The following is a 16,277-nucleotide window of genomic DNA, read 5'->3' as shown; positions in this document are numbered from 1 at the left end:
AAATTATGAAAATTCTAGCTATTGATACCGCTACAGAAGCATGCTCAGTCGCGCTGTTACACGACGATATCATTACTTCTCGTTTTGAAGTGTGTCCTCAGCAGCACAGCCAACGCCTATTGCCAATGGTGGATGACGTACTTAAAGATGCTGATTTGACGTTATCTGAATTAGATCTTTTAGCATTTGGACGAGGACCAGGCAGCTTTACTGGCTATGTAAGGATTGCTACTGGTATGATTCAAGGGCTCTCACTAGGCACAGGTCTAAAAGTGGCTGGTGTTAGCACGCTAGAGGCAATGGCCCACGAAGTGGCCAGCTTGGGAGATGCTGAGAGCAGCATCGGTGTGACCAATAAATACATTGCTGTAGCGTCAGACGCACGTATGGATGAAGTGTATTTTGCTGTCTTTAAGCAATCTGAAAGCGACATTACCTTAGTCGTTGCCGAACAGGTGTGCCCACCGCACGATGCCGTGGAGCAGCTAAATGAGTTAGCAGGCCTGAATAAACAGAATGTTATCGCTGCGGGTACAGGCTGGAGCGCTTACGATGCACTTGGACAGTGGTTACAGCAATGTACAACGCAAGAGCAAGCTCAAGTGACTCTCCCCAATGCGCGATTTATGCTTGAGTTAGCACAACATGCGCACGAGAACGGTACTGTGACGGAGGCAACGTCCGTAGAGCCGGTTTATCTGCGCGATAAAGTGACATGGAAAAAGCTGCCCGGAAGAGAATAACGGGCAATGCCTACCAGCGCCATATTAGTGGCGCTGGTATAATTATTGCAGCTACGCTCGTTGTATGAATATCACGAACAACTTTTCAATACCTTCTACAGGCTCGGAACAAGGGCGTGTAAATAAGGTAAACAAAGACCCGCAACAGCAAGAAAAAGGTCAAGATCCGTCGTCAATCAAGGCGATGGTTGTTGCGCCTGATGAGCAAGGAGCGGATAACGCAAAAGCCTACCAACAGTTTATCAGGGAAGATGGTAATGCATATTCACAACAGGCTATTGCGTCATACACGAGTTTCGAAAAGCAGCAACAGCGCGAATCTATCCAATCAATGTTTGGTGTAGATATTTACGCATAAGACACGAGTTACTTTCTTACACCTTCTATACGAATTGAACAAATCGTATCTTTCGTTCTCTAATGGAGGTACAAAATGTTAAGTTTCCATTGTAAATTATGCATTTGTAATAGAACGTTAGTGGTTGTTGGCACGTATCAGTGCTAGTGTTATCTTTAGCTTTATTGTTTGTTGACCTCTGCTACTAACACGGTCAAAACAAGCATGTTCATTTTTCCAGGGATCGCCGAGGAGCAGTAAGATGTCTCGTTTCTTGTTGTTATTGTCAGTAGTGATTTTTTCAGGTTGTGCCATCGTGCCTGAAAGCATTGATGTTCCAGATGGAACTCAATTAGTGAGTTATTCTAAAGCTGTCACATCAGGTGCCAATGCCCAAGGGCAAAAAGCGCGATGGGGTGGTTTAATTGTTGGAGTGGAAAATAAACCCAATAAGACCTTGATTGAGTTAGCTCACTTTCCACTCAACCACTATGGCAAACCTAATTCAAATGGCGAAACCATCGGCCGATTTAAAGTACAGATTGACGGGTTCGTTGACCCTATCGTTTTCGAGGAAGGCAGAGAAGCGACTTTTCTAGGAGCCTTGACTACACCTACTGCGGGGATGGTGGGCGAGCAACCTTATATTTACCCGACCATCATTGCGGACGATTATCATATGTGGCGAAGACGCGATGTCTATGACGTTGATACCTTTGCCTTTAACAGTTTTTCAGGTTGGTATTCACCGTTTTGGGGGGCGTGGGACCTTTCTACCACCCATGGGGCTGGCGTAACTGGGGATGGGGTCACCCTGGCTTTAGTCGTACACGCGTTATTCGCTACCACAATGCGCCAAGTCGCTCACCCATGCCAAGTCGTTCACAAACCCGTATTACGCAAAGCAATGATGCGGGGCGTTCTGGTGAGCCTTCAAACCTGAAACGAAAATAATTCCAGCAGTAAAGGCGGCATGCATTTGCCGCCTTTTTCGTATAGACCTAAGCAGTAATTGTAATAAAGGCGGTTTCTGTTTGCCGCGAGGGAAAAGGATGCTTGAAAAAGAGTTTAGTGCTGGAGCACTGCAATTGGCAGCGCTTGATAACCAAGGAACAGGACCTGTTATAATTGGGCTTCACGGTTACTTGGATAACGCTGAAAGTTTAAGGCCTTTGGCGCCGTTCTTAACAGCGTTTCACTTTGTTGCTATTGATTTGGCTGGGCATGGGAAATCTCAACATCGTCCTGTTGGCGCGCAATATAATCAAGTTGATTTTCTACAAGATTTGTATGCGCTCATACAAGACAACGCTTGGGGGTCTGTAATTTTACTCGGCCATTCTTTGGGGGGCATTTTAGCCACGCAATTTGCGGCTGTGTTTCCAGAGGTAGTCAAGGCAGTGGTAAGCATAGATGCGTGTGGCCCGCTTACGTTAAAAGAGGACACGACATCCCAACAGATGCGCGACGCGATTATTAGCCGTCATGCAAAACGTCGCAACCAACTGCGCACCGTTGAGCTTGATGAGGCGGTTAAAGCTCGTTGTAAGGTATCTGATATTAACGCCGACGACGCACGAGCAATTTTGAGTCGCAACCTAACGCAGGACGCAGGTGGACATTGTTTTTGGTCGTCAGACCCAAGGCTAAGAACAAAGTCAACTTTACGCCTCACAGAGGCGCAAGCGGAAGATTTGATGCGTGCGATCACATGTCCCGTATTATTTATCGGTGCTTCCAAAAGTTTTAAAGCATTAGATAAGGTTTATCCGTCTAGAGAATCATGGTTTAAAAATGCACGATATGAACAATTCGTAGGCGGGCACCACATTCACATGGAAAATAGTGAGGATGTAGGGCTATTAATTCAGCAATTTGTTGAGCAATTGTAAATTGTGGCGTTTATTTTTTTTACACATCCTATACTATTCGCAAGTTATCAGACCAGTTATATGTGTCGCGGCTCTGTTGCGGCCATAAAAGTAGTATAAGAATAAAGTAGAGGAGGTTTTGGTGGAAAAAACCTGGCTTAAGCATTACGACCCTCGCGTATCCGCAGAGATTGATGCAGATCGCTATGCGTCTGTTGTAGACATTTTCGAGCAGTCGGTCAAAAAATTTAAAGATAAAGAAGCCTTCATCAACATGGGGCATTCTATTTCATTTGAAGAGCTCGATACGTTGTCGGCACAGTTTGCGGCTTACCTGCAAGCTAGCGGATTGAAGCGCGGTGATGCCGTAGCTATCATGATGCCAAACCTTCTTCAGTATCCAGTGGCAATGTTTGGTATTCTAAGAGCGGGCATGGTGGTGGTTAATGTAAACCCACTGTACACGGCTCGCGAGCTCAAGCACCAGCTGAACGATGCTAATGCCAAAGCCATTGTCATCGTCGAAAACTTTGCCTGCACATTAGAAGAAGTTATCGCAGAAACAAACTTGCAAGAAGTGTTTCTCACTGCATTAGGTGACATGTTACCTGCACCAAAACGTTGGATCGTAAATGCGGTCGTTAAATACGTGAAGAAAATGGTGCCTGCGTTTAACTTGCCACAAACTACGTCGTTTACCGCTGCTGTAAAAAAAGGCCAGTCACTTCAATACACAAGACCAGAGATTTCAAATACCGATTTAGCATTTTTGCAATACACGGGCGGAACCACTGGCGTATCGAAGGGGGCAATGCTGACTCACCGTAACATGGTTGCCAACTTAGAGCAGGTGTCAGGTATCCTCGAAACTGTGATTGAAGAGGGCGAAGATTTTGTTGTCACAGCGCTACCGCTTTATCATATTTTCGCATTGCTAGCGAACTGCTTGATGTTCGTTAAGTACGGTTGTCGTAATCTTCTTATTACCAACCCACGTGATATGCTTAGCGTTTGTTAGTGAACTTGGGAAATATCCATTTACTATTTTGCCTGGAGTAAACACGTTGTTTAACGGGCTATTGAACACGCCAGGGTTCGACGAACTGGACTTTAGTAACTTTAAGTTTGGTCTCGGTGGCGGTATGGCTGTGCAACGTCCTGTTGCAGAAAAGTGGGAAAAGGTCACGGGTACTGTCTTACTAGAGGGCTATGGTTTAACAGAGTGTTCACCCGTAGTTGCTGTTAACCCACCTCAAATTGAAGCGTATAAAGGCGCGATTGGCATGCCTGTTCCATCAACTGACATCAAGCTATTAGACGATGACGGTAATCCAGTTGAAAAAGGCGAGCCTGGAGAAATGTGGGTGAAAGGCCCACAAGTAATGAAAGGGTACTTAAATCGTCCTGAAGCAACAGAGGAAGTACTTAAGGACGGGTGGTTAGCAACAGGTGACATCGCTACCATCGATGATGAAGGATACCTGTATATTGTTGACCGCAAAAAGGATATGATCCTGGTATCTGGCTTCAATGTTTTCCCTAATGAAATTGAAGAAGTGGCTGCAATGCATGAAAGTATTGTTGAAGCCGCGGCAGTCGGTGTACCTCACGAAGTAAGTGGTGAGGTTGTGAAACTATTCGTGGTTCGCAATAACGACGCGCTGACAGAGAAAGAAGTGATCGCGCATTGTCGTAATCACTTAACAGGTTATAAAGTACCTAAACAAGTTGTTTTCAAAGACGATTTACCTAAAACCAATGTAGGAAAAATTCTGCGTCGGGAGCTTAGAGACTAATTGAGAAGTTAGTTTTTGAAAGCTAAGCGTAAGCTTAGCTTTTTTATTACTGTGCAAGACTATGCAATATCAATTAATTACAACATTTGAACAATTAGAAAAAGTGTGTGTAGCGGCACAACGCCAAGAAGCGGTAGCCCTTGATACCGAGTTCGTCAGAACCCGCACTCTCACGCCACATTTGGGCTTGATCCAGTTATACGATGGTCATCAACTCGTTTTGATTGACCCGCTTGCCATTAACAATATGCAGCCATTTATTGCGCTGCTTGAAAACCAGTCTGTTGTGAAGGTCTTACATTCATGTTCAGAAGACCTAGAAACATTCCTCACGGCATTTGGTACCATACCCGCTCCTATTTTTGATACGCAGTTCGCAGCTAGTGTGCTTGGGAAAGGAGCGACACTTGGCTATGCCAAGCTTGTTGAAATGCTATGTGGTGTTGAGCTTGATAAAGGCGAGTCGCGCACAGACTGGCTAGCACGTCCGTTGCGCGAAGCACAACTTAGCTACGCAGCAAACGATGTGCTTTATTTGTTACCTTGCTATCAACAGTTAGCAAGCGAAATAAATGCAGTAGATAAAACTAAATGGGTGTTCGATGAGATAGCACTGCTGGCAGCAAAAAAACGCGCACAGATGCCCGAAGACTTTGCATACCTCCAGATTAAAAATAACTGGCGTCTAAATTCCGAGCAACTCACCGTGTTACAAGCGTTAGCTGCATGGCGTTTACATACTGCCAGGAAAAAAGACTTAGCCCTTAACTTTGTATTTAAAGAAGGGCACTTGTTTGAAGCGGCCCAGCGTTTATGCGATAGCAAGTCTGCGCTATCCCGAATTAATGGCATGAATCATCAATCTATTCGACGCTACGGCGATGCTATCGTGGCGATCATAGAAGAAGCGCGAACGAAATTTGCACAAACACCAGAAAAACTTAGGCTTCCCGTTGTACTTCGCTTAATTGACATTCCAAAATACAAAAAGACACTGGCCGAGCTAAAATTGCTTTCAGAGCGCATTGCCGATGAGAACGGTGTAAGTAGTGATGTGATAGCGTCGAAGAAGCAGTTAAATCAACTGTTAAAGTGGTATTGGTTTCCCGTTGACGAAACCCGTGTGCAGGGCTTAGCGCCAGACGTACTTTCAACGTGGCGAAAGTCATTGTTTTCCCCTCATGTGACAAAGCTACTGGGCGACATTCCACAGTAATGTGAGCTAGGTCTAACATTCCAACACAAGGCGAGACGCAATATGCTATGTGCGGTTTATAAAACCAGAAAAAAGGAAGGTATGTATTTATATGTACCGAAAAAAGGAGAGTTCGGTGACGTACCCGAGCCTCTAATGGCGCGATTTGGTACGCCTGAGCTTGTAACAATTATCGCGCTTGAAAAACGAGAGCGTTTAGGGCTTGTTGATAAGCAGAAGTTGATTGACGAACTTAACGACAAAGGTTTTTATCTACAAATGCCTCCAAAGGAAGACAACATGCTAGAGCAGCATCGTGAGTCTCTTGGTTTATCTAAGACCCCAGACAAAAAATTCTAAGTTGTATGTTTTACATTATCAGAAGTCGTCGACTAATAAGCCCAATGTACAAGAGCAAACGTCATATGCATCAGGCATTAAAGGCCTGCCGCGCTGTAATCATGTCTTTGCTTGTTGCTTTGCCTTTACCATCGCTTGCGCAAAATTCAGATGTGGAGACACTGGCTGCATTTGCTAGTTATGTCTCGACATTGAAAAGCGAAGCTGAGTCAAAAGGAATAAATGCAGAGGTTATTGAATCAGCGTTTGCCGACATTCAATTTAGGCCTACTGTAGTCAAATCTGACAAGAATCAACCTGAGCGAAAAATTACGCTTGATAGTTACTTGGAGACTCGTGTTCCAGATTGGAAGGTTAAGCAAGCGGTATCGCTTTACCAAGACAACAAGAGCTTACTAGATAAAATAGCGAAGCAATATGGTGTTCAGGCTCGCTTTATCGTAGCACTGTGGGGGAATGAGTCTAACTTTGGTAAAATTCAGGGTAACTACAGTGTGATATCCGCATTGGCTTCATTGGCCTTTGAAGGGCGAAGAGAGAAACTATTTAAGGACAATTTTTTTGCTGCGCTCAGAATTTTAGATGAAGGGCATGCAAATGTCAGTGCGTTCAAAGGTTCGTGGGCAGGCGCTATGGGACAAACCCAGTTCATGCCGTTATCGTTTTTGAATTATGCGGTCGACTACGATGGCGATGGTAAAAAAGATATTTGGAATACCAAAGCTGATGTGTTTGCTTCTATTGCAAACTACCTTTCTTCTGAGGGCTGGAGTGATGCAGGGACGTGGGGCAGACAAGTAAAGCTCACACAGCCTGTCCCTGTGTCAGGCCTCTCTAAAGCTAATATGAAGCCGCTTTCATTTTGGCATAATCATGGCGTGAAACGTTTTGATGGTCGTGATCTACCAAAGGTCGATGTTAAGGCATCGCTTATCATGCCTGACGGAGAGGAAGGGCGAATTTACCTCGTTTATGACAATTTTCATACGCTAATGAAGTGGAACCGTTCGTCGTACTTCGGGGTTTCGGTTGGCTATCTATCAGAACGCATTAAAAGAGGATACTAATGACTTATTACCATCAAAACGATAAAGGTCAAGACATAGGGCTTCCTGTAAACAAAGTTGTATGCGTTGGTAGAAACTACCTCGATCATATCAATGAAATGAACTCTACCGTTTCTGAAGCTCCACTGCTTTTCATGAAACCAAAAGCAGCAATGTGCAACATTGCCAACGCGGTAGCTATACCCACGACTATGGGGCCATGCCATAACGAACTTGAAGTATCAGTACTGCTAAATCGAGAACTCAAAAATGCCAATGAAGAAGAGGCTAAAAATGCTATTTGGGGAATTGGGCTTGGTCTTGATTTAACGCTTCGTGAAGCTCAAGCTGCTTTGAAGAAAGATGGTCAGCCGTGGGAGAGGGCAAAATCTTTCGACAACAGTGCGCCTTTGTCTCAATTTGTTCCAATCAGTGCGATTAACGACTTGGACGACCTGCATTTCACGTTAACGATTAACGGTGAAGTAAGGCAACAAGGTGACACTTCGTTAATGTTAAACAAAATTATTCCGTTAATAGCGCATATGTCGACTATATTTACGCTTGATGCTGGTGATGTGGTATTAACGGGGACGCCAAAAGGCGTAGGGCCTTTGCTTCCGGGTGATAACGTGTCTATTTCACTGCAAGGCCACTTTACACTAGATACAAAGGTCGTAGGGCAATGACAGACGCTTTTTGGGAAACTAAGTCATTAGAAGAGATGACTCAAAGCGAATGGGAGTCGCTGTGTGATGGATGTGCGAAATGCTGCCTACACAAATTTATCGATGATGAGAGTGCAGAAAACTATTCTCCGACCGATCATATAAAGGCTAATGAACAAATTCATTACACCAATGTCGTATGTTCGTATTTGAATACAAAAAAATGCGAATGCACTCAGTATGCAAGGCGCATTGAGCTTGTTCCTGATTGCGTGAAACTTACCAAGGACAACCTCAAGGATATATTCTTTATGCCCACCAGTTGCGCATATAGAAGGCTTTATGAGGGCAGGGGGCTGCCTTCATGGCATCCGTTACTGAATAAAGGAAAAAAGCATGCTATGCATGCTGCGGGTATGTCAGTGAGAAACAAAACGGTATTTGAAAGTGATGTCGACTTACACGACTTTGAAGATTATATCGCTATTTGGCCATTAGAAGACTTAGACTAAACGACATTCTTGTTGGCGAATTAGTTCTCAACAATGGCATACAGAAGGGCATCTCTGCCAAAAATGCGTTTGCGGCACAGCCCTTCTTTACTTCCTCCGATGCGTTCTGCCACGCGAATACTTGCTTTGTTATTTGGTTCCACATAGCACTCAAGGCGATGCAAATTCATTTGAGAAAAAGCGAGTTTTTTCAATGCTTCGCAAATGGCTGTCGCCAATCCTTTTCCACATGCATCAGGTCGCAACCAGTACCCCAAATTAGCGGTTAAATGAGTGTGGTTGATATAGTTGATGATCCCCATGCCTAAACACTTAGTGTCATGCATAAGAAGGTAAGTTAATCCATAACCCGTTTCACGCGCTTTTTCCATGCTTTCTATACACTGTTTTGCTAATGCTGGAGTGACAGGGCACGTTGATGCGCCAAACCAAGGTTTGACGTGATGGATAGATTGTTGACCAGCTTCACACAACGCATCGCAGTGTTTACTAGCGATGCGTTGAATGGTCACCGGGCCTTGTTCCGTGTGTATAGGCGGAAGCCTAGAGGGAAGGATAGATAAGTCGATCAAAAGGGTTTCTTATCTAACAGACGACTACAAAAAACAACGACGAAGACGATGAAGTATGCAGCGAAGATAAGCTGCATCCACTCAGCCATCCCCATAGATAAAAACTGCCAACTGTCTTCCATGCAATCGCCCTCGGCAGCAAATATTGCAGGTATCCATTCGTGTAGCTGAAGCCACGATGGGAAGTTTGGTACTATTTCACAGCTAGCAAAGAAGGGGTTGGCAGCGTTTAAGATGCCAATGTGCTCTTTTGCGATGAGAAAGCCCCATGCTGAAGAAACGGCCCAGCCAGCAAAACCTAACATGCGGGTTAGCCCATTGTTTTTTATAACTACAACAAGCGCAGACAATACGATGCCATACATAGCAGTACGCTGATATATGCACATAATGCATGGCTTTAGGCCCATTCCGTATTGAAAATACAATGCCGCTATTTCAAGTGCCAAAGATGTGGCAAAAAGCACAAGCCATGATGACTTGTGCTCAGCCCACTGACTAATAGAGTGAATTAATGCTCGCATAATTTAGTGACTTACTGCGCCTGATACCGCTTCTGCTGCGCTATGGTGATTTATGAGGTGCATCTCATACAACCATTGCGTAGCGTCTGCCAAGCCAATGTACGTAGCGGCAAGACCAACAATCGTAAGAACAATGGTGTAAGGCAAAGCCATTATGACCATTTTACCATAAGAAAGGCGAAGCAATGGCGCTATCGCAGAGGTAAGCAAGAATAAGAATGCCGCTTGTCCGTTAGGGGTTGCAACACTTGGCAAGTTAGTCCCTGTGTTGATAGCAACCGCAAGCATATCGTATTGATCGCGGGTAATTTGGCCTGCTTCCAGAGCTGCCGTAACCTCGGTAATGTATACTGAGCCCACAAATACGTTATCACTCACCATCGACAGAACACCATTGGCTAGATAGAACATAACCATTTGTGTTTCACCTTCAAACGACAACACCCAGTGTATAACTGGTTGGAACAAGCCTTGGTCAATAATAACTGCTACAACGCCGAAAAATACACAAAGCAGGGCAGTGAAAGGGAGGGCTTCTTCAAATGCTTTACCTAGCGCGTGTTCTTCAATAATACCGCTAGTCGATGTGGCAAGAACGATAACAGAGAGCCCGATAAGGCCTACTGACGCCATATGGGTAGCCAAACCAACAATTAGCCACACACCAATAAGTGCCTGTACAAGAAGCTTCGCTGATTCACGTTTGCTGCGACCTTTATCCATGTGGTCATTATATTCCACAAGTATTTGGCGAACCGCCGATGGCAACTGTGCGCCATATGAGAAGAGTTTGGTTTTTTCGAGTATAACAGTCGTAAGCAAACCACATACAAACACGGGGATGCTAACTGGTGCCATGCGAATAAAGAACTCTACGAAGTTCCAACCCGCTTTATCAGCAATAATAAGGTTCTGTGGTTCGCCTACCATAGTCATTACACCACCTAACGCAGTACCTACCGCTGAATGCATCATAAGGTTGCGTAAGAAGGCTCTAAAGTCTTCTAGGTCGTGACTCCCTAGTTCGTCATCGCTGGTATGGTCGTGGTCAGAGTGAAACTCTTTGCCCGAAGCCACTTTGTGATAGATTGAGTAAAAGCCCAGTCCCACGCTGATGATAACCGCCACAACGGTCAGCGCGTCTAAGAATGCAGACAAAAAAGCGGAAGCAAAAATGAAAGACAAAGAAAGGACGAGTTTATTTTGTACCTTGATGACGAGTTTGGTAAACAAGTACATCAGAAGGTCTTTCATGAAGTAGATACCCGCCACCATAAACACAAGTAGCAATAGCACTTCGAGGTTTACTTCTATCTCGTGCATCATATGACCTGGCGAGGTCATGCCGATGAACATGGCTTCAATCAAAAGCAACCCGCCCGGTTGCAATGGATAGCATTTTAATGCCATTGCAAGTGTAAAAATGAACTGAATTACAAGCGTCCAGCCTGCAATATACGGGTCCACCATAAAAAGAATGGGGTTAACAATGAGGAAGGCAATAATGGTTTTTTTGTACCAGTCGGGCGCATGTCCCAGGAAGTTCTTATAGATCGCCGCGATCATTGAGGTTTGCATGAGTTCCTGTTCCTTTTACAACAAAGCGTGCGTAGTTGCAGACTTTTATACTGTGTAGTTCCGAGTATTGCATACATAAACTGCTGGTTATCAGGGAAGTTTTCCCCGCTAGCGGTTTTGCTGCTGTCATTATAGACGGAATTTAAGCGTACATGATATTAACGTCTTGAGAAAGCAAATCACAGCCCCCACCATAGCAAAGTCACTGAATATTTATCGATTTTTGCTGATGTTTATTATTAATGACCAAAATGCAGTCGTTTTGGTTGATTAATAATCAAAAGCCATCCTTTTTCTAAGGAAATAGCATTTGGACATAGCCTTTTTTGCACGATTAGCAAGCGAAAAGTACTTATTGGTTACCAATAAGTGCCAGTAATGATGAAAGCTTTGCTGGACGTGGCATATTTCAGTGTGATAATAAATGAGCATCTGGTACAATCAGTTACAGAATAACAATAACGTGCAGGCGATTAGTTATGATTTATAAGGCTCAGAGTCCGGCTGGATTCGCCGAAGAATACATTGTTGAATCAATTTGGAGTGGACGATTCCCACCAGGCACTATTCTGCCTGCAGAGCGCGAGTTGTCTGAGCTAATCGGTGTGACAAGAACCACACTGAGAGAAGTGCTTCAGCGTTTAGCGCGCGACGGTTGGTTAACTATCCAACACGGCAAACCTACCAAGGTAAATAATTTTTGGGAAACGTGTGGTCTAAATATTCTAGAAACGCTAGCGCGTCTTGACCAAGAAGGCATTCCTGAGCTAGTAGACAACCTTTTAGCAGCTAGAACGAATTTGAGCGCCGTATTTATTCGAGGCGCAATTAGAAATAATCCGCAGGAATCGGCAGCAATTATTGCGCGCTACAAAGATGTTGAACAAGAAGGTTTGGCCTTTGCACAGTTTGATTATCAGATGTCACACGACTTGGCACTGGCTTCAAACAATAATGTTTTCGTCCTAATGATGAATGGCTTTAGAGGACTATATTCTCGCATTGGTGGATATTTCTTCGACCATCAACAAGCGCGAGATGTTGCAAACAAATACTATGCAGACCTTCTTGATGTTGCTGAGAAAGGCGAGTATGACCGTGTACCACTAGTGGTAAGAAAATACGGTATTGAGAGTGGTAAGGTATGGCAGGAAATCCGCCACGATATGCCAAAAGACTTGGTGGACTAAACCAGACCTCACATTCAGCCTGCAAAAAGCTAAAAAATACAGTTGAAAAGCGCCTCAGACGGCGCTTTTTTTATGGGGTTTTTATCACCCTCATATCTTGTAACACTTTTCACGCTTTTAAATTGGTCGCTATGGCGCTTTAGCCTAGACCCGATGATGTAATTCGATATACTCAAAAGGTAGGAAGAAAAATAACCTTTTACAATGGGAATAAGAATGAAATACATATGGATTGCACTAGCAGCAGGTGGCCTGTTATCAGGTTGTACTGCTGAAAAAGAGGTAGCAAACACCCCAATGGATAAAGCAGAGAGTGTAGCAGCAACGGTCACGTTAAATACTCAAACTCCCGCACCTGTTGCCAAGAAAGTACCGCATGATATGACGGCACACGGCGTTACGCGTACAGACAATTACTATTGGATGCGTGACGACTCAAGAACAGACAAAGATATACTCGCGCACTTGGAAAAAGAAAATGCGTATGTCGAAAGTGTACTTTCACCGCTGAAAGAGGCGCGCGAAACCCTATACAACGAGCTGGTTTCTCGTATTGAAAAGGACGACTCTACAGTTCCCGCTTTCTCTAACGGTTATTGGTATTACACGAGCTACTCAGGTGAAAACGAATACCCAATCTACTTGAGAAAGCAACAGTTAGACAGTGAGCCAGAGGTACTGCTGGACGCTAACGTAATGTCTGAAGGTCACGATTACTTTAGCATCGGCGATTATGAAGTAAGTAGTAACAACAACCTAATAGCTTATTCAGTAGATACATTGAGCCGCCGTATTTACACCATTAACGTAAAGAAGCTTAGTGACGGTAAAATGTTACCTGACGTACTAGAGGGCACATCAGGTCAAATTGTTTGGGCTAACGATAATTTACATTTGTTCTACGTTAAGAAAGACCCGCAAACGTTGTTGGGTTACCAAGTCTATCGACACAAGTTGGGCACGCAGCAAAGCGAAGATGTCCTAATGTTTGAAGAAACAGACCCAACGTTCTACACCTTCATTGGCAAAAGCAAAGACGACGAAGATATCTATATTTACCACAGTCATACAGACAAATCAGGCTTAACGCTAATTGATGCTAATAATCCAACAGCTGATACCAAAGTTTTTCTGCCTATTGAAGATGGCCAAGAGTACAGTGTTGCCAAATTAGGCGACACTTACTTTGTGCTTACCAATATTGATGCTAAGAACTTCAAGATCATGAAGGCGCCTGCTGATGCGACTGATGATGTATCTAAATGGGAAGAGATGGTTGCACACCGACCTGATGTGTTTATCCAAAGTATGGAAGTGATGAACAATCATTTGGTGGTAAAAGAAAAAGAAAACGGCATGCTGCGTTTAGTTGTTCATAATCTGACTACGGGCGAGCAAAAAGTAATACCAACTCAAGACCCAATTTATGGTGCTTATTTTACGGGTAACACGCAGCTAGATACCAATAAACTTCGCTTGTATTATAGCTCGCTAACAACACCTGCTTCAATTATCGACATCAATCTTGATACGTTTGAAACACAAGTAATGAAGCAAACCAAAGTATCTGACACTTTTTCTTCAGATATATATGCGTCTGAGCGTGTGATGATTGAAGCGCGAGATGGTGCACAGGTGCTTAGGTTTCTCTGGTCTATCGTAAAGATAAATTTAAAAAGGACGGTACTAACCCACTTTACCAATACGCTTATGGTTCTTACGGTGCCACCATAGAGCCAACATTTAGAAGTAGTTGGGTGTCGCTGCTGGACCGTGGTTTTGTGGTGGCCATAGCACATATTCGCGGTGGGCAAATGTTGGGCCGTGACTGGTATGAAGACGGTAAAATGCATCAGAAAGTAAATACTTTCTATGACTTTATTGATGTTACCAAAGGTCTTGTTGCCAAAAACTACGCCGATAAATCTCGTGTGTTTGCCATGGGCGGAAGCGCTGGAGGTCTGTTGATGGGTGCGATTGTTAACATGGCACCAGAGCTTTACAAAGGTGTGAGTGCGCACGTTCCCTTTGTTGATGTAGTGACAACCATGAGCGATGCGTCTATTCCACTTACAACAGGCGAATATACCGAGTGGGGCAACCCTGCCAATAAAGATGAATATGAGACCATGCTGGCGTATTCGCCATACGATCAGGTAGAAGCTAAAGCATACCCTCATATGCTTGTAACCACAGGTCTTCATGACTCGCAGGTGCAGTATTTTGAACCGATGAAATGGGTTGCGAAACTGCGAGAAATGAAAACTGACGACAACCTTCTTCTGTTCAAAACAGACATGGAAGCTGGTCATGGCGGCGCTTCTGGACGATTTAAGCGTTTTGAGTCTACCGCGCTTGAATATGCGTTTGTTATGCATTTAGCAGGTGTAGCGATATAAACATTGTGTTCATACCAACGCCGTAAATTGATACTGACTTTGGTGTATCAAGTCTATTAACAGCAAAGCCCGAAAATTATTTCGGGCTTTTTTGCTTTTTAGTATGCGCTTTCTAATTGTTGGGCGTAAATTGTACTCATGGTGTTGATAAGACACTTTCATTTAGCATTCATAGGAGCTGAAAATGACTACTACAGATACAATTAAAGGCAAAATCAACGAAGCTGAAGAAATGGCTCGTAAAATTTGGTTGGCAGGTCTTGGCGCTTATGGAAAAAGCGTAGAAGAGGCACAAGGCCGCTACGAAAAGCTTAGCGAAGAAGCGAGCAAAATGTTCGACGATTTGGTAAGCAAAGGTGAAACGCTAGAAGACGACGCACGCAGCAAATTCAAATCTACAACGAATGATGTAGAAAACCGTGTAGCTGATGTACGTAAGAAGCTAGGTCTAGATTCTGAGCCAGCTGACCAGCGTATTGAAGAGCTTTCAGCGAAAATTGATGCATTGACAGAAGCTGTAGCAAAACTAGCTGCAAGCAAGTAAATTGTCATAGCATAAGCTGCATACTGTAACACGTCACATGAATGTGTGACGTGTTCGGTCTAGAGCTTAGACGTGGTATAAAGCTATACACCTATCATTTCGCTCTAGATCGCTCCCTTAAAATCTCCTCACAAGGAGCTATCATGAGTAACAAAACGACACCTAGCGGCACCGAATCTGTTGAATCAGTGACAAACACATCACTGGCTAATCTTAATGGTTCTGCATCTTCATCATTAAAATCGTCTCCTCTATTTGGTTGGTTGTTTGCGGGTTCTGACTTATTGTCAGCGAAGCTGGACCAGGCGGCAGGAATGGTGAGCAAAAAGATTGATGATACCCATGAAACGATAATGTCGATGCAGGCGAAGGGGGCTGAAGTGGAAAGCGAGCTAAAACGTACGTTGAATCCATTCGCGCTGGTTGATTCGGCACAGAAACTTGTTACCGAAAATCCGCTTTTTAACGTACTTTCTGGAGGCCAGAAAAAGCAGCAGAAAGCTCAGCAGTTGGAAGCCTTGAATGCAAAGGTAGACTTACTTGTCGAGCAAGTTGCACTGTTAGCGGCAAAACAAGCCGCCGCTAAGGTTGAAAAATCTTCCGAAGCAAGCGCTAGTACTACGACATCGAAAGCTGCTGCGCCCAAGAAGCCTGCTGCCACACGACGTACAGCTGCTAAATCAACAGCTTCAAAATCGACACAAAGCAAAGCTGCGTCGTCAACAGCGAAAACAACGACAGCAAAAAGTAGCACAGCCAAAACCACGACTAAGCGCAAGACCTCAGCGTCAGCCACCGCTGGAAAAACAACAACTGCAAAGCGCTCAACGGCAACTACACCTAAATCGAGCAGTCCTGCCAAAAATAGCGGACAGATAGATGAAAGTAAAAATGAAGCCTAGGTCTTTAAGGGCGAATTGATATAAAAAAAGCAAACCTCGG

At 44.1% G+C, this 16,277-nt stretch carries 15 protein-coding genes and 2 pseudogenes; 14 read left to right on the top strand and 3 right to left on the bottom strand.

All coding sequences use genetic code 11. The features are described from left to right. Positions 1-5 precede the first annotated feature (5 nt). The 10 genes and pseudogenes from tsaB to V6N89_RS13695 all read left to right on the top strand — a co-directional run bounded on the left by tsaB (position 6) and on the right by V6N89_RS13695 (position 8,528). On the top strand, positions 6-743 hold the full coding sequence (gene tsaB, locus V6N89_RS13740; RefSeq protein ID WP_346992821.1) for a tRNA (adenosine(37)-N6)-threonylcarbamoyltransferase complex dimerization subunit type 1 TsaB: 738 nt from the start codon (positions 6-8) through the stop codon (positions 741-743). Between the two features lie 64 nt (positions 744-807). Further along, positions 808-1,101, top strand: coding sequence for a hypothetical protein (locus V6N89_RS13735; protein ID WP_338518068.1), 294 nt, complete (start codon positions 808-810; stop codon positions 1,099-1,101). 241 nt (positions 1,102-1,342) lie between these two features. Next, complete coding sequence (locus V6N89_RS13730; protein ID WP_346992820.1) at positions 1,343-2,023, top strand: Slp family lipoprotein; 681 nt, start codon at positions 1,343-1,345, stop codon at positions 2,021-2,023. A 109-nt stretch (positions 2,024-2,132) separates the two neighbouring features. Continuing rightward, complete coding sequence (locus V6N89_RS13725; RefSeq protein ID WP_346992819.1) at positions 2,133-2,972, top strand: alpha/beta fold hydrolase; 840 nt, start codon at positions 2,133-2,135, stop codon at positions 2,970-2,972. Positions 2,973-3,093: 121 nt separating this feature from the next. Next, positions 3,094-4,747, top strand: a pseudogene (gene fadD, locus V6N89_RS13720) (long-chain-fatty-acid--CoA ligase FadD). Positions 4,748-4,808: 61 nt separating this feature from the next. After that, positions 4,809-5,963: a ribonuclease D gene (gene rnd / locus V6N89_RS13715; RefSeq protein WP_338518065.1), complete on the top strand. Its 1,155-nt coding sequence runs from the start codon at positions 4,809-4,811 to the stop codon at positions 5,961-5,963. Between the two features lie 42 nt (positions 5,964-6,005). After that, positions 6,006-6,302 carry a YcgL domain-containing protein gene (locus V6N89_RS13710; protein WP_338518064.1) on the top strand — a complete coding sequence of 99 codons (297 nt, stop codon included), beginning with the start codon at positions 6,006-6,008 and terminating at the stop codon, positions 6,300-6,302. 65 nt (positions 6,303-6,367) lie between these two features. Beyond that, a complete protein-coding gene (locus V6N89_RS13705) occupies positions 6,368-7,369 on the top strand; it encodes a lytic murein transglycosylase (RefSeq protein WP_338518063.1) in 1,002 nt (333 codons plus the stop codon). Then, entirely contained in the window at positions 7,369-8,037 is a 669-nt protein-coding gene (locus V6N89_RS13700) for a fumarylacetoacetate hydrolase family protein (RefSeq protein WP_338518062.1), read from the top strand. Before V6N89_RS13705 ends, V6N89_RS13700 begins: the two co-directional genes overlap by 1 nt. Then, positions 8,034-8,528, top strand: coding sequence for a YcgN family cysteine cluster protein (locus tag V6N89_RS13695; protein ID WP_338518061.1), 495 nt, complete (start codon positions 8,034-8,036; stop codon positions 8,526-8,528). Before V6N89_RS13700 ends, V6N89_RS13695 begins: the two co-directional genes overlap by 4 nt. A gap of 20 nt (positions 8,529-8,548) precedes the next feature. Here V6N89_RS13695 and V6N89_RS13690 read toward each other — a convergent pair whose 3' ends face one another. From V6N89_RS13690 to nhaB, 3 genes are read right to left on the bottom strand one after another with little or no spacing between them, the layout of a single operon-like run. Then, the gene (locus tag V6N89_RS13690; protein ID WP_338518060.1) at positions 8,549-9,100 is read right to left on the bottom strand and encodes a GNAT family N-acetyltransferase; all 552 of its coding nucleotides are present in this window, start codon (positions 9,098-9,100) and stop codon (positions 8,549-8,551) included. Next, complete coding sequence (gene dsbB, locus V6N89_RS13685; RefSeq protein WP_338518059.1) at positions 9,097-9,624, bottom strand: disulfide bond formation protein DsbB; 528 nt, start codon at positions 9,622-9,624, stop codon at positions 9,097-9,099. Before dsbB ends, V6N89_RS13690 begins: the two co-directional genes overlap by 4 nt. A gap of 3 nt (positions 9,625-9,627) precedes the next feature. Next, positions 9,628-11,202 carry a sodium/proton antiporter NhaB gene (gene nhaB / locus V6N89_RS13680; protein WP_338518058.1) on the bottom strand — a complete coding sequence of 525 codons (1,575 nt, stop codon included), beginning with the start codon at positions 11,200-11,202 and terminating at the stop codon, positions 9,628-9,630. Positions 11,203-11,681: 479 nt separating this feature from the next. Between nhaB and fadR the strand changes: the two genes are divergently transcribed. From fadR to V6N89_RS13660, 4 genes and pseudogenes are all read left to right on the top strand, one after another. Continuing rightward, positions 11,682-12,392 carry a fatty acid metabolism transcriptional regulator FadR gene (gene fadR / locus V6N89_RS13675; protein WP_338518057.1) on the top strand — a complete coding sequence of 237 codons (711 nt, stop codon included), beginning with the start codon at positions 11,682-11,684 and terminating at the stop codon, positions 12,390-12,392. A 216-nt stretch (positions 12,393-12,608) separates the two neighbouring features. Beyond that, positions 12,609-14,791, top strand: a pseudogene (locus tag V6N89_RS13670) (S9 family peptidase). A 184-nt stretch (positions 14,792-14,975) separates the two neighbouring features. Then, a complete protein-coding gene (locus V6N89_RS13665) occupies positions 14,976-15,335 on the top strand; it encodes a phasin-related domain-containing protein (RefSeq protein ID WP_338518056.1) in 360 nt (119 codons plus the stop codon). Positions 15,336-15,478: 143 nt separating this feature from the next. After that, the gene (locus V6N89_RS13660) at positions 15,479-16,237 is read left to right on the top strand and encodes a hypothetical protein (RefSeq protein WP_338518055.1); all 759 of its coding nucleotides are present in this window, start codon (positions 15,479-15,481) and stop codon (positions 16,235-16,237) included. The last annotated feature ends 40 nt before the right edge of the window (positions 16,238-16,277 follow it).

The sequence above is a fragment of the Alteromonas gracilis genome (assembly GCF_036870955.2).
GTDB lineage: Bacteria > Pseudomonadota > Gammaproteobacteria > Enterobacterales > Alteromonadaceae > Alteromonas > Alteromonas gracilis_A.
The sequence above is the reverse complement of the archived record's forward strand: the minus strand, read 5'-3'. Positions and strand labels throughout refer to the sequence as shown.